This is a genomic window from Streptomyces sp. NPDC085944 (assembly GCF_040686295.1).
Taxonomy (GTDB): domain Bacteria; phylum Actinomycetota; class Actinomycetes; order Streptomycetales; family Streptomycetaceae; genus Streptomyces; species Streptomyces salinarius.
In genome coordinates, this window is record NZ_JBFBJX010000028.1 from 21,538 (window position 1) to 33,760 (window position 12,223).

The window sequence follows — 12,223 nt, forward strand, 5'->3', positions numbered from 1 at the left end:
GAAGACCTGGAGCCACGTTGAACACGTCCCCGGTGAACCAAGCGGCCGACCGTCCGCACCGCCTGGACCCGGCGGGAGGCTGCCCGCACGCGGCCAACGCCCGACTGCTGGCCCGGGGGGCGGTCGCCCCGGTGGTCCTGCCCGGGGAGGTGCAGGGGATGGCGGTGCTGGGCCACGACGCACTGAAGGAATTCCTCGCACACCCCGACGTCGCCAAGAACGCGCGGCACTTCACCGCGCTCCAGGCCGGGGAGATCTCCGACGGCTGGCCGCTGAAGACGTTCGCCACGGTGCAGGGGATGACGACCGCCGACGGCGCCGACCACCGGCGGCTGCGGTCGCTGATGAGCAAGGCGTTCACCGCCCGCCGGGTCGAGGAACTCCGTCCCTACGTCGAAGAGCTGACGTCCCGCCTGCTGAGCGGTCTGGAGGCGGCCGCCGGCGAGGACGGCGTCGTCGACCTGCGCGCCCATTTCGCGCTGCCGCTGCCGATGGGCGTCATCTGTGAACTGCTGGGCGTGGACGAGGCCCACCACGACCGGCTGCACGCCCTCTCCAACCAGATCGTGGCCACGGACATCGGTCCGGCCGAGGCGGTGGCGGCGAACCGGGAGATGGTGGAGGTGCTGAGCACGGTCGCGGCCGCCCGGACGGCCGATCCGGGGGACGATCTCACCAGCGCGATGATCGCGGCCCGTGAGGAGAGCGGCGACCGGTTCAGCCCGCACGAGCTGATCGGCACGCTGATGCTGACCATCATCGCGGGCCACGAGACGACGCTGAATCTGATCACGAACGCCGTACGCGCCCTGTGCACCCATCGGGACCAGCTCGACCTGGTCCTCTCCGGCGAGGCGAGCTGGTCGGACGTGGTGGAGGAGACCCTGCGCTGGGACAGCCCGGTCAGCTACTTCCCCTTCCGCTACCCGACCCGCGATCTGACCCTGGACGGCACCGTGATCCCGCAAGGCACCCCGGTCCTCGCCGGGTACTCCGCGGCCGGCCGCGACACGCGGGCCCACGGCCCTGACGCGGCACGCTTCGACATCACCCGCACCGGCGAGTCCCGCCATCTCTCCCTGGGACACGGCGCGCACTACTGCATGGGTGCTCCCCTGGCCCGGCTGGAGAGCGCCACGGCCCTGGACATGCTCTTCGCCCGCTTCCCGGCCCTTGATCTCGCGGTCCCGGAGCCGGAACTGCCGCGCCACGCCTCGTTCGTGGGCAACAGCGTGCGGAAGCTGCCGGTGCGGCTCAGAGGGTGACCCGGCCTCGGGTCCCGCCGGTTCATCGGCAGCCATCGGCTCGTCGGCGTCGTACCACCGTTCCCGAGCCGTCGGCCCCACCCGCCGGGAAGCCAGGGCGCGGCTTTCCGCCGCTTGGCAGGCGCTCGCCGCGATCTCGGGTCCGCGGTACCTTCGCGGGCCCGGTGGGGTTCTCCGGGCTGTCCGGAGTGTCGAACGAGCGTCACCGCTTCCCGCGTCGACTCCCACGGAGGGCCACCACCGACCCGGCCGAAGTCATCCCGGCCGCCGAGGCATCGACGCACGCTTCGTGTGGAACACGGTGCCCAGGAGGCAGGAGAGGAGGGCAGCGATGAACTGGCCGCTGGACGAGGAGTTCGAGACACCCGGAGGAGTGATCCGGTGGGGGTCCGTGGGCAGCGGAGACCCACTCGTACTGGTGCACGGCACGCCGTACTCCTCCTTTTTGTGGCGGGACATCGCTCTCGCGCTCGCCCGTACCCGCAAGGTCTTCTTCTTCGACCACCTCGGCTTCGGCCAGTCCGAGCAGCGCGAGGGCCAGGACCTGAGTCTGGCGGCCCACTCGGCGAACTTCGCCCAGCTCCTCGACCACTGGGGGCTGTCGCGCCCCAGCGTCGTGGCTCACGACATCGGCGGGGCGGTGGCCCTACGGACACTGCTACTGGAGCAGAGGAGCTACCGGGACCTGACTCTCTTCGACGCGGTGAGCGGAGGTGCGTGGGAGCGAGGGCTCTTCCAGCTCTTCCTGGAGCACGAGGAGGTCTTCCGGCGGCTCCCGGGCTACGCGCACGAGGCGCTGGTCGCCGCCCATCTGCGGCACGCCACGCACATCGGGTTCCGGCCGGGGATCCTGGACGCCTTCCTCGCCCCGTGGCGGGGGGCGCGGGGGCAGGCGGCGTTCTACCGTCAGTACAGCCAGATCAGGCAGGCGGACACGGCCGCGTACGAGCAACTGCTGAACGACATCTCGATTCCGGTCAGGATCGTCTGGGGCCGCGAGGACCGCATCCTCCCTCCGCAGTACGCCGAGTGGCTGCACGAACACGTTCCGCATGCGGAGCTGCACTGGATCGAGGGCGCCGGTCACCTCCTGCAGGAGGACGCACCCGGGCGGCTGCTGGCCTGCCTGACGGCCGACTTCGCCTCAGCCTGAGCTTGCGGGGCCGCTGAGCGGGTGATCCGGCCCGCGGACGAACGCAAGGACGGTTCGTCGCCCCTTGGGGGCGTGGGCGGTGGGATCTGGATCAGTCGGTCGCCGGTCCGGGGGTGGTGTCGTCGACTGCTGCGCGGAGACGCGTGCCACGCCGCCGCTCCCCCTCGGTCCGCCGGCGGCCTGTCCGACCTGCTCGGCGGGGTAATGGCGTCGTCCGACGATCACGGACTCGGTGGTGACCGGTTCGGGCGTGCTGCCCTTCATCGATTCCAGTACGCCGCTCCGGGTCAGGTCGAACGGGAAGCCGGCGACGACACAGCGCGTGATGCCTCACGGGGAGAGGGAATGACGGGGCCGACCGCCGTGAAGCGGTTCAGCGGGAGAGGGCGATGACGCCCAGAGCGTTGCCCTGGCCGTCGACCACAGGCAGGGCCCCGAGCCGGCGGCGCCGCATCGCACGCTCGGCCTCGGCCCTCGTGGTCAGCGGCGAGGTGAAGGGAGCGACGACGTCGGCGATGTCACGCAGACAGGTCCGGTCCGTGTACCCGGAGCCGTCACGAACGGCCCGGAGCCGGGCCCGGGTGACCAGACCGGTGCACAGGCCGTCGTCGTCGCAGACGACCAGATGCCCCGTGCGGGCGGCGGCCATCACGGAGAGTGCCACCTCCACGGTCATGTCCTCCCACACCTGTGGTCCGGCCGCTTCCATGGCGTCGGCCACCGTGCCGTGCACGCGATGGGCGCGCTCCGGGCGGAACTGCGTCTGGGTCAGCGTCAAGAGGTGCCTCCTGGGGGGTGAGCCGGCTTTCTGATGACGGAAGTGGTGCTACGCCGCCGTACCGACGGTCGACTGCCGCACGGACGCACGCCGGGTCGCCGAGGCGGGGCGGTGTCGGCCGCGTGAGCCGGTGCCGCGCTTGTTGGGGCGTTCGGTCACGGGTGCGGTGATGACGACCGGAATGCCGGAGGGGGTCCGGGCGCCGGTGATGCGGTGCAGGTCCTCCCCGCCGACGCGGACCTGGGTGGTCCGCGGGACGATGCCGGCCGCCGACATGAGGCGGGTCATGGCGCGGCGCTGGCTCGGGATGACCAGGGTGACGACGCTGCCGGACTCGCCGGCGCGGGCCGTGCGGCCGCCGCGGTGCAGGTAGTCCTTGTGGTCGGTGGGCGGATCGACGTTGACGACGAGGTCGAGGCTGTCGACGTGGATGCCGCGCGCCGCGACGTTGGTCGCCACGAGCACGTTGACGTGCCCGGTCTTGAACTGCGTCAGCGTGCGGGTGCGCTGCGGCTGCGACTTGCCGCCGTGCAGGGCGGCGGCCCGTACCCCGTTGTTCAGGAGGTGCTCGGTGAGGCGGTCGACCGCGTGCTTGGTGTCGAGGAACATGATCACGCGGCCGTCGCGTGCGGCGATCTCGGTGGTGGCCGTGTGCTTGTCGGCGCCGTGGACGTGCAGCACGTGGTGCTCCATCGTGGTGACGGCGCCGGCCGAGGGGTCGACGGAGTGCACGACGGGGTCGGTGAGGTAGCGGCGCACGAGCAGGTCGACGTTGCGGTCGAGGGTGGCGGAGAACAGCATGCGCTGGCCCTCGGGGCGGACCTGGTCGAGCAGGGCGGTGACCTGCGGCATGAAGCCCATGTCGGCCATCTGGTCGGCCTCGTCGAGGACGGTGACGCGCACCTGGTCCAGCCGGCAGTCGCCGCGGTCGATGAGGTCCTTGAGCCGTCCCGGTGTGGCCACGACGATCTCGGCGCCACCGCGCAGTGCGCTCGCCTGCCTGCCGATCGGCATGCCGCCCACCACGGTGGCCAGCCGCAGCCTCACGGAGCGGGCGTACGGGGCGAGCGCGTCGGTGACCTGCTGCGCCAGTTCCCGCGTCGGTACGAGGACCAGCCCCAGCGGCTGCCGAGGCTCGGCGCGCTGCCCGGCCGTACGGGCCAGCAGCGCCAGACCGAAGGCCAGGGTCTTTCCGGAACCGGTACGGCCACGGCCCATGATGTCCCGTCCGGCGAGGGAGTTCGGCAGGGTCGCGGCCTGGATCGGGAACGGCACGGTCACCCCTTGCCGGCCCAGCGCGGCCAGCAGTTCCCCGGGCATGTCGAGATCGGCGAAGCCCTCCACCGCGGGAAGCGCGGGAGTCAACGTCTCGGGGAGGGCGAACTCCCCCTGGACCGCGGCGGGCCGGCGGCCGTAACCGCCGGAGCGGGTGGGTCCGGCCGCCCGGCGCGGCGCCGACGAACCGGATCGGCCGCCGCCCTTTCCGGAGTCGGCACCGCCCTTACGGGTACGGGTGAAACGGTCGTTCGTACGTGTGCGGTTCATGCGGAACCTTCCTCGAAGCGGCACATATCAAGGAATTCCCGAAGCAATGAACTGCACGGAGAATTGCAAGAACGGGCCGGTGGAACGCGACAGCGCATCTGGCCGACGGAAAACCGTACGCGCACAGGCACTGAAATGAGCGACGCGAAGTGGACGCAGTGTTCGGGCATCCATCGCGATGAGGTCATGACGGGTTGCGTGCAGACCTGAAGCATGCTTCGCATGCGGTGAGCCCCGCGCTTCCTGGTTGTCGTCCACACGAGAAACCACTGCGGGAAACGCAAACAGCTGGGACCCGCACCCCAAAGGATGCGGGTCCCAGCTACGAAATGCGCGTCAGCGTCAGGCGGGAACGATGTTCTCGGCCGTCGGGCCCTTCTGACCCTGCGCGATGTCGAAGGTCACCTTCTGGCCCTCGAGAAGCTCGCGGAAGCCCTGGGTGGCGATGTTCGAGTAGTGGGCGAACACGTCAGCGCCGCCACCGTCCTGCTCGATGAAGCCGAAACCCTTTTCCGCGTTGAACCACTTCACGGTACCAGCAGCCATGTCATTTCTCCTTCGGGGCAGTGCCTCGGGGCCCGCACTGCGCGGACACCGTGTCGCCGCGATGATCACCCCGCCCGGAAAAAGACCGGATATACGGAAGCGCTTCCAGTGGCACAGGAGCCGAGCCGGAGGCGCTCGAAGTTTTCGGGAACCACAACTGCAACTGAGACCGACCGTAGCACGCCGCAGCGGTCCGCGTGCGGCGAATAATCCGGGTTCACTTATTGCGACAGAGAATCTGTCTGCGCGTTCCGTCGAAATCTCAGCCCGTCGGCACAGATTTCGATCCGCCCAGAGCGCAACGTTCCGGAGAGTGCGGGGCACGGCAGACGGCAGGTCGGAGTCGGGCGTGCTGCAGTCGTTCGACCGAGGTGGCCGGCTCGGCGCCGAGAGCCCGCAGGTCACGCGGGTCCGGGGCGGCTGCAAAACCGTCGAGGCCTGCGAGCCGGACGGCTGCGGTCCGACCGACGCGCACTGGGGCCCCAGGGGCAGCTGATGCAGAGGGGCCGGTCCGGTTCACGGCCTCGTCGGCCGGGCGGGTGATGCGGGGCCGGTGGAGAGGACATGGTCCACGGCGGCTTTGAGGGTCTCGGTCTCGGCGACGAGGACGGATTCGCGCGTGGGCAGGGCGCGTTCGAACGAGAGTCCGTTGAGGACGGCGAGCAGGAACCTGACGCTGCGGGTGTGGTCTCCCGGGGGCACGGCGCCTTCCTCGGCGAGCACCGCCAGCCAGTGTTGGACCCGGCGCTCCGCCTCCCGCTCGAAGCGGAGGTACGCGGCGCGCACCTGTTCGGTCGGCTCGGGTTCGATGAAGGACCTGTACGTCGCGCCCCATGCGGCTCGCGCTTCTTCGTTGGTGCCGGTCAGTGCGAGAACCTGCCGCAGGCAGTTCAGCAGCCGTTCGCGGGGCGGCAGCGCCCGGTCCCGGATCGGGTCGCCGGGCAGGAGGTGTTCGTAGATCCGCGTGAGCAAACTGTCCTGCAGGGCGCGCTGGGTGGGGAAGTGAAACCTCAGCGAGCCGGTGCTCACTCCCGCGCGCGCGGCGACCGCTCGCACGCTCAGCTTCGCCGTCACGTCCTCGGCGAGCATCTCCGCGGCGGCCTGGAGAATTCTCTCGCGCGTGTCCATACCCGCTCTCCTTCGCTTTCTGCCGGCCCCCCACTGTACTAGCACGGCGTACTAGCACGGCGTACTAGTACAGTGTGCTAGCGTGTGGCTAACACGCTGTACCAGTGAGCGTGCGGCTGATCCGCGGAAGGGTGGACGGGGTATGGCGTGGAAGCAGTGGGCGGCGTCGAAGCGGCTCAAGCCGGGAGACGGCAGGGAACTGCAGCGGTTCCGCCGGCGGCAGCTCCCCCTGCGCTCGCCGTTCTGGCTGCGGCTTCCCGACGCCTACGGCCGCGCCCGCCGGTACGCCGTCGACGTAAGGCACTGGGCGCGGCTGGACACCAGCAGGATCCGGGCGCATCTGCTCCTGGACGCCAGGCACACGGCCGAGTCGAGCCTGCCCGCGGTCTTCCCGTCGACGGGGGTGTCATCGAGGTGGCGATGAGCGACTACGGCGTCAAGCGCTGCCACTGTTTCCCCCCGGGACGGACAGCCGCGTCAGCTCACACCCGACTCGGCATCGGCGGAGGGACGGCGGGCGCGTCTCGGTGTCCGCCGTCCGGGGCTGAGCCGGTTGATCGCCGTCGGATCGGTGCTGCTGCTCGTCGTCGGAGTGGGCCTGAACCTGGTGCAGCTCGCCGAACTCCTCTCCCGCGTTCCCCCCGTCGTGCAGCGGCTCGGAACGTTCGAATCGCCGGTACACCTGCCGATCTGGCTGAACGTCGCGCTGGGGCTCGGGGCCGTTCCGGCCGGCATGGAGCGCGCGCTGCGCCTGCGCCACTTCCCGCTGCTCGACGCGGCCGGGCGCTGACCCTCGCGAAGCGAGAAGGCACGACCGACGCCGGCCCTCCTCGGCCGGCCTCCCGCGCGACCGGCACGGCCCGGGCCCGCGCAACGTCACGAATACGGAGAAGGGGAAGATCATCATGATCCAGTCGAGGTCGAGGCCCACTGCCCGGTACGGGGCGGCCCTCGCCGCGGCCCTCGTGGCCCTGGCGGGGTGCTCGTCCGGTGCCCCGGGGCCGCGCAGCACGTCCGCGGCGGCCACGTCGGCCTCAGCCCCGTCCCCGGGCCCGCTCACGTGGAGCACCTGCGGGAAGAACCTCGAATGCGCCACGCTCAAGGTGCCGCAGGAGTACACCGAGCCCGACGGTGTGCGGATCCCGCTCGCGCTCATGCGGCACCGGGCCGGCGATCCCGACCGCCGCGTCGGCAGTCTGGTCTTCAACCCGGGCGGCCCCGGAGTCTCCGCCACCGAAACGCTGCGCAATCTGCCCGAGACGGCCGGCACTCCGGGTGCCTTCTCGGCCGAGGTGCTCGACCGGTTCGACATCATCGCGATGGACCCGCGCGGCGTCGGCCAGTCGCAGGCCGTCCGCTGCCTGACCGACCAGCAGCGGGCCGACGCCGCCGGCACCGACTTCGACCCGGCCGTCCCCGGGGGCAAACCGCTGCCGCGACTGCTGACCGATGCCGCCGCGTTCACAAGAGGCTGCGCCCGGCACCAGAGCAAGAAGTTCCTGGCCAGTCTGTCCACCGACAACGTGGCCCGCGACATCGACCAGGTCCGCTCGGCGCTCGGCGAGGAGAAGATCACCTACTACGGCCTGTCCTACGGCACCGTGGTCGGACCGATGTACGCCACCCTGTTCCCCGACCGGGTCCGCCAGATGGTGCTCGACGCACCCGTCGACACCAACCAGTGGTTCGGCAACCCCCTCCCCCTCCAGCAGGAGGTCGCCGTGGCGAGCGAACGGACGCTCAACGCCTGGTTCGAGACCTGCCGCACCGAGGGGACCGCGGTGTGCCCGTTCGGCACGGGGGACCCCCGGGCGGCGTTCGACACACTGATCGACACGCTGGAGGCGAAGCCGCTGGAGATCGCACCGGTCAAGGGGGTCACGCCGGGTGGTGAGCTCGACGGCGCCATGGCCCTTGAGGCCACCCGGGCCCTGGCCGGCGACCAGAGCACCTGGCCGTTGCTGACCTCGGCCCTGCTGGCCGCGCAGAAGGGCAACGGCGCGCCTCTGCACACCATGTGGAGCAGCGTCACGGTCTCCCCCTTCCCCGTCCCCACCGCGATGTTCGAAACCCACACCGCGGTACGCTGCGCCGACTGGCAGACCCCGGCCGACATCGCCGCGCACAGGGCCGCGGCCACCAAGGCCGTCATCGAGGCCGAGCGGATCGGACCCCGGGCCGCCTACTCCGCTCTCGACTGCGCCCGCTGGCCCGCGCCGAACAAGGACCGCGTCACCAAGCCGCTCACCGGCGCCGGTACACCGACCGTGCTGGTGGTCGCAGGCCGGCTGGACCCCGTCACCCCGCACCACTGGGCCGAGAACATGACCCGCACCCTGGACTCCGCGGTCCTGCTCACACGGGAAGGGGTCGGACACGGCTCCTACGGCACCAACACATGCGTCGACAACGCGGTCGACAACGCCCTCGTCCGCGGCGCCCAGCCCGCCGACGGCACCGTGTGCAAGACGGACACACCCGCCACCACCCGCCCCCTCGTCCCCGCGAACCCCTGAGCTACAGCCGTTCCTCACCGCGTAGGCGAAGGCCTGGCATGACCGCCGGACGGACGGGGAGTCACGCGTTCGCGGATCAGCTCGGCAGCCGCACCAGGAACACCGTTTCCACCTGCGGCCGGCTCGCCACGGAGACGTCTCCGCCGTGTGCCCGCACCAGTTGTCTGACGATGGACAGCCCCAGCCCGCTGCCTCCCGTCCGCCTGCTCCGGGACTGCTCGGCCCGCCAGAAGCGGTCGAACACCTGGGGCAGGTCCTCTTCGCGGATGCCGCTGCCCGTGTCCTTCACCTCGATGGCGACGGCGCCGGCCACCCGGCGGGCACTGAGGGTGACCCGGCCGGCCGGCGGGGTGTGACGTATCGCGTTGGACAGCAGGTTGCCCAGCACCTGGCGGAGGCGGACCGGGTCCGCGTGGACCGAAAGACCCTCCGGAGCGTGCACGGTCGTCTCGACACCGCCGGCCCGCGCGGTCGCGCGGTGCGCGCTCATGATCTGCTCCATCAGCTCGCGGAGGTCCAGTTCTTCCGGGTGCAGGCGCAGGGTGCCGGCGTCGGCTGCGGCAAGCACCTGAAGGTCGTCCACGATGTGCTGGAGGAGTTCCGCCTCCTCCAGCAGCGAGGTGAGCAGCGCCGAGTCGGTCTCGGCCAGGCCGTCCTGTGCCGCCTCCAGCCAGCCGCGGATGTTGGTGAGGGGTGTGCGCAGTTCGTGGGCGATGTCACTGACCATGACCCGGCGCTGCTCGTCGGTGCGTTCGCGGCGTTTGGACAGGTCGTTGAGCGCGGCGGCCAGATAGCCGGTCTCGTCCTTCGCGGTGACCGGGATGCGGAAGTGTCCGCCCGAGGGGGCACGCGCCGCGTCGGTCAGCGTGCGCAGCGGACGCACCAGCCTGATCGCGATGACGGCGGTCACGGCGACGGTCGCGGCCAGGACCAGGCCGGTGGTGGCCAGGATCCGAAGGGTTCCGGCCGGTGACAGGTCGAGGACGGCGGTGGCCTTGCGGGGTGGGCTGATGACGAACAGCAGGGCCGAGGAGGCGACATACGCGGCCAACTGCTCCCGCCGGCCCTCTTCCACACAGTCGTCCACAGCGGCGGACCTCTCCGTGGCGTAGTCGCCGTCCACCCGGAAGTCCACCGTGATGGTGAGCGGTTCGGGAAGGCGTAGGCGGTTGCGCTCGGCGCAGCTGCGGACGAGTCCGGTGAGTTCGGCGAGGGCGGCGGCCTCGGTCGGGGTGGGTGTGCCCAGCCCCTTGGACATGCAGGCCGGGATGAACTCCCCCGAGTTCCTGGTCGTGCGCAGGGTGGGCCTGCCACTGGCCTCCTCGACGATGTGCGCGCGTACTCCTGTCCGTTGGCGGAGGCAGTCGACCTCGTCCCGGGCGACCTGTCGCAGCTTCGTCCGCTCCTCGGCGGGCAGGCGGTAGGGGCCGACGGCGCGTGGGTCGATGCGGGAGGCCTGCTCCGCCCGGCCCGGATCCTGCTCCGCGGACGGAGCGACGTGCAGCGGATCGATCACCGCGCTCTGGTTGCGGGGCAGCCGTTGCGCAGCCGACCCGTGCGACGCGGCGATGATCTGGCGCGCCCGCGTGGTCAGCACGATGGTGCGCCCCGTCGACCGGGAGAGATCCAGGACGGTGCGCTCGACACCGTTCCAGTCACGGTGTGTCGCGGCGAAGCCCTCCAGCGTCTCCTGGATGGTGGTGTCGTCCGCGAGGACCTGGCCCTGCTCCTGCTCGATGGCGACGGTGGTGCCGCGTACCGTCAGCCAGGCCGTGGCCCCGATGGACACGAGGGAGATCAGCACGGAGGTGGCCAGGAGCCTGAACAGCAGGCTGTTGCGCAGGGGAACCTCAGACGTCACGGCGGCCTCGGGAGAGCTTGTAGCCGACGCCGTGCACGGTCAGCAGCAACTCCGGTCTGCGCGGCGAGATCTCGATCTTCTTTCGCAAGTTCACCATGTGCATGTCCACGGTGCGTTCGGTGACGGCGCGGCCGTGGTCGCTGATGCAGCGCAGCAGCTGAGCCCGGGTGAAGACCCGCTCGGGTTCGGCTATCAAGGTGCTGAGCAGGCGGAATTCGCCGGGAGTGCAGTCCACCGGGCGACCGGCGACCGACACCTCGTGCCGGTCCGGAGCCACGGTCAGCGGGCCGGCCTTCAGGAGCACATCCTCCGTGCGCTCCTGCTGCCGGGTGCGCCGCAGCAGGGTCCGGATGCGGGCCACCAGTTCGCGCGGCCTGAACGGCTTGGTCATGTAGTCGTCCGCCCCGACGTCCAGGCCCAGCAGCAGATCGTCCTCGCTGGAGCGAGCAGTGAGCATCAGAATGGGCATATCGCCCGTGGCGCGTATACGCCGGCATATCTCCAACCCGTCCATACCGGGCAGCATCCAGTCGAGAACGAGCAGATCCGGTGGCCGCCTTGCGGCCTCCTCGAGGGCCGTCGGCCCGTCGTGGACCACGGTCACGGCATGGCCGTCGTGCACCAGGTAACGACGCATCAGTTCGGCCTGCTTTTCGTCGTCTTCGGCCACCAGTACGTATGCGGGCATGGCCCGATGGTAATCCTGCGAAGCACGTGGTGACCGTCGACGAATACAACCCCATTCCATGACAACTTCCTGACAAACGCATGCGGGGGCTCGTCGGAGGGGAACGTTGACACCTTCCTGACAAAGCCTTGCCACGCTTCCAGGCATGCTGAACGAGAAAAATCTTCTACTCTGCGGCGCCGTTCTGGCGCTGACGCTGATCACCGGCTGCTCCTCCGGGGGAGACGCCGAGAGCGAGAAGGACGGAGTCGCCTCCGTCACGGAACCCGGTGGGGCCAAGGGTGGGGCGGCCAAGCGCCCGGAGACCGACGATTCCGATTCCGGCCGCCCCCAGATTCGGCTCGACACCACGCAAGTCGAGGAAATCCGCATGTACCAGGGCTACCTGCACTGCCTCAAGGATCACGGAGTACCCATCTCCTCAAAGGGGAGCAAAATGCCGGAAGCCGATCCCGGATCACTCTGGTTCCCCAGTATCAATGTGGCTGAAGAGCGTCCGGAAGCGGAAAAGGCGTGTCTCGGAAAGAGGCCGCTGCCGCCCCCGGAACTGGACCCGAAGAAGAACCCCGACTACATGGACGATTACAGTAAGTGGATCGCGTGCGACAACCGCCGGGGGCTCAAGGTGAACCCGCTCCCTGACGGAGGCGGCTGGAACTACAAGCCCGGCGCGACTCAGCCCAGGAACGCCGACGAGATCGACAAGGAATGCATGATCGAGGCGTTCAGTGGCGAGTGAGCGC

13 protein-coding genes and 1 pseudogene are annotated in these 12,223 nt (G+C 70.2%); 7 read left to right on the top strand and 7 right to left on the bottom strand.

Annotated elements, in window-relative coordinates; genetic code table 11:
* The first annotated feature begins 32 nt into the window (after window positions 1-32).
* Together AB0P07_RS34325 and AB0P07_RS34330 are read left to right on the top strand one after the other, a co-directional pair.
* The gene (locus AB0P07_RS34325) at window positions 33-1,265 is read left to right on the top strand and encodes a cytochrome P450 (protein WP_365557747.1); all 1,233 of its coding nucleotides are present in this window, start codon (window positions 33-35) and stop codon (window positions 1,263-1,265) included.
* Between the two features lie 331 nt (window positions 1,266-1,596).
* Window positions 1,597-2,418, top strand: a complete 822-nt coding sequence (locus AB0P07_RS34330; protein WP_365557750.1) for an alpha/beta hydrolase — start codon at window positions 1,597-1,599, stop codon at window positions 2,416-2,418.
* A 180-nt stretch (window positions 2,419-2,598) separates the two neighbouring features.
* Here AB0P07_RS34330 and AB0P07_RS34335 read toward each other — a convergent pair.
* From AB0P07_RS34335 to AB0P07_RS34350, 4 genes and pseudogenes are all read right to left on the bottom strand, one after another.
* Window positions 2,599-2,745 (bottom strand): annotated as a pseudogene (locus tag AB0P07_RS34335) (SCO5918 family protein); the annotation flags it as partial.
* A gap of 46 nt (window positions 2,746-2,791) precedes the next feature.
* On the bottom strand, window positions 2,792-3,196 hold the full coding sequence (locus AB0P07_RS34340; RefSeq protein WP_365557753.1) for a CBS domain-containing protein: 405 nt from the start codon (window positions 3,194-3,196) through the stop codon (window positions 2,792-2,794).
* A gap of 48 nt (window positions 3,197-3,244) precedes the next feature.
* Window positions 3,245-4,741 carry a DEAD/DEAH box helicase gene (locus AB0P07_RS34345; protein ID WP_365557755.1) on the bottom strand — a complete coding sequence of 499 codons (1,497 nt, stop codon included), beginning with the start codon at window positions 4,739-4,741 and terminating at the stop codon, window positions 3,245-3,247.
* Window positions 4,742-5,083: 342 nt separating this feature from the next.
* Complete coding sequence (locus tag AB0P07_RS34350; RefSeq protein WP_030404051.1) at window positions 5,084-5,287, bottom strand: cold-shock protein; 204 nt, start codon at window positions 5,285-5,287, stop codon at window positions 5,084-5,086.
* Window positions 5,288-5,636: 349 nt separating this feature from the next.
* On the opposite strand from AB0P07_RS34350, the gene AB0P07_RS34355 reads away from it, so the two are divergent.
* Window positions 5,637-5,783: a hypothetical protein gene (locus AB0P07_RS34355; protein ID WP_365557759.1), complete on the top strand. Its 147-nt coding sequence runs from the start codon at window positions 5,637-5,639 to the stop codon at window positions 5,781-5,783.
* A gap of 20 nt (window positions 5,784-5,803) precedes the next feature.
* Here AB0P07_RS34355 and AB0P07_RS34360 read toward each other — a convergent pair whose 3' ends face one another.
* A complete protein-coding gene (locus AB0P07_RS34360) occupies window positions 5,804-6,415 on the bottom strand; it encodes a TetR/AcrR family transcriptional regulator (RefSeq protein ID WP_365557762.1) in 612 nt (203 codons plus the stop codon).
* Window positions 6,416-6,557: 142 nt separating this feature from the next.
* Between AB0P07_RS34360 and AB0P07_RS34365 the strand changes: the two genes are divergently transcribed.
* From AB0P07_RS34365 to AB0P07_RS34375, 3 genes are all read left to right on the top strand, one after another.
* Window positions 6,558-6,839 carry a hypothetical protein gene (locus AB0P07_RS34365; protein ID WP_365557765.1) on the top strand — a complete coding sequence of 94 codons (282 nt, stop codon included), beginning with the start codon at window positions 6,558-6,560 and terminating at the stop codon, window positions 6,837-6,839.
* 147 nt (window positions 6,840-6,986) lie between these two features.
* Window positions 6,987-7,205: a hypothetical protein gene (locus tag AB0P07_RS34370; RefSeq protein ID WP_365557768.1), complete on the top strand. Its 219-nt coding sequence runs from the start codon at window positions 6,987-6,989 to the stop codon at window positions 7,203-7,205.
* A gap of 115 nt (window positions 7,206-7,320) precedes the next feature.
* Entirely contained in the window at window positions 7,321-8,931 is a 1,611-nt protein-coding gene (locus AB0P07_RS34375; protein ID WP_365557771.1) for an alpha/beta hydrolase, read from the top strand.
* Window positions 8,932-9,007: 76 nt separating this feature from the next.
* Here AB0P07_RS34375 and AB0P07_RS34380 read toward each other — a convergent pair whose 3' ends face one another.
* Together AB0P07_RS34380 and AB0P07_RS34385 are read right to left on the bottom strand one after the other, a co-directional pair.
* Complete coding sequence (locus AB0P07_RS34380) at window positions 9,008-10,792, bottom strand: HAMP domain-containing sensor histidine kinase (RefSeq protein WP_365557774.1); 1,785 nt, start codon at window positions 10,790-10,792, stop codon at window positions 9,008-9,010.
* Window positions 10,782-11,480, bottom strand: coding sequence for a response regulator transcription factor (locus AB0P07_RS34385; RefSeq protein WP_365557777.1), 699 nt, complete (start codon window positions 11,478-11,480; stop codon window positions 10,782-10,784). The genes AB0P07_RS34380 and AB0P07_RS34385 overlap by 11 nt, the downstream gene beginning before the upstream one ends.
* Window positions 11,481-11,625: 145 nt before the next feature.
* Here AB0P07_RS34385 and AB0P07_RS34390 point away from each other — a divergent pair, with 145 nt between their 5' ends.
* Window positions 11,626-12,219 carry a hypothetical protein gene (locus AB0P07_RS34390; RefSeq protein WP_365557780.1) on the top strand — a complete coding sequence of 198 codons (594 nt, stop codon included), beginning with the start codon at window positions 11,626-11,628 and terminating at the stop codon, window positions 12,217-12,219.
* The last annotated feature ends 4 nt before the right edge of the window (window positions 12,220-12,223 follow it).

Coding starts and splice junctions, on each gene's coding strand:
- AB0P07_RS34365 (WP_365557765.1), top strand. CDS start 6,558: ATGGCGTGGAAGCAGTGGGCGGCGTCGAAGCGGCTCAAGCCGGGAGAC.
- AB0P07_RS34375 (WP_365557771.1), top strand. CDS start 7,321: ATGATCCAGTCGAGGTCGAGGCCCACTGCCCGGTACGGGGCGGCCCTC.
- AB0P07_RS34330 (WP_365557750.1), top strand. CDS start 1,597: ATGAACTGGCCGCTGGACGAGGAGTTCGAGACACCCGGAGGAGTGATC.
- AB0P07_RS34360 (WP_365557762.1), bottom strand. CDS start 6,415: ATGGACACGCGCGAGAGAATTCTCCAGGCCGCCGCGGAGATGCTCGCC.
- AB0P07_RS34345 (WP_365557755.1), bottom strand. CDS start 4,741: ATGAACCGCACACGTACGAACGACCGTTTCACCCGTACCCGTAAGGGC.
- AB0P07_RS34350 (WP_030404051.1), bottom strand. CDS start 5,287: ATGGCTGCTGGTACCGTGAAGTGGTTCAACGCGGAAAAGGGTTTCGGC.
- AB0P07_RS34385 (WP_365557777.1), bottom strand. CDS start 11,480: ATGCCCGCATACGTACTGGTGGCCGAAGACGACGAAAAGCAGGCCGAA.
- AB0P07_RS34390 (WP_365557780.1), top strand. CDS start 11,626: ATGCTGAACGAGAAAAATCTTCTACTCTGCGGCGCCGTTCTGGCGCTG.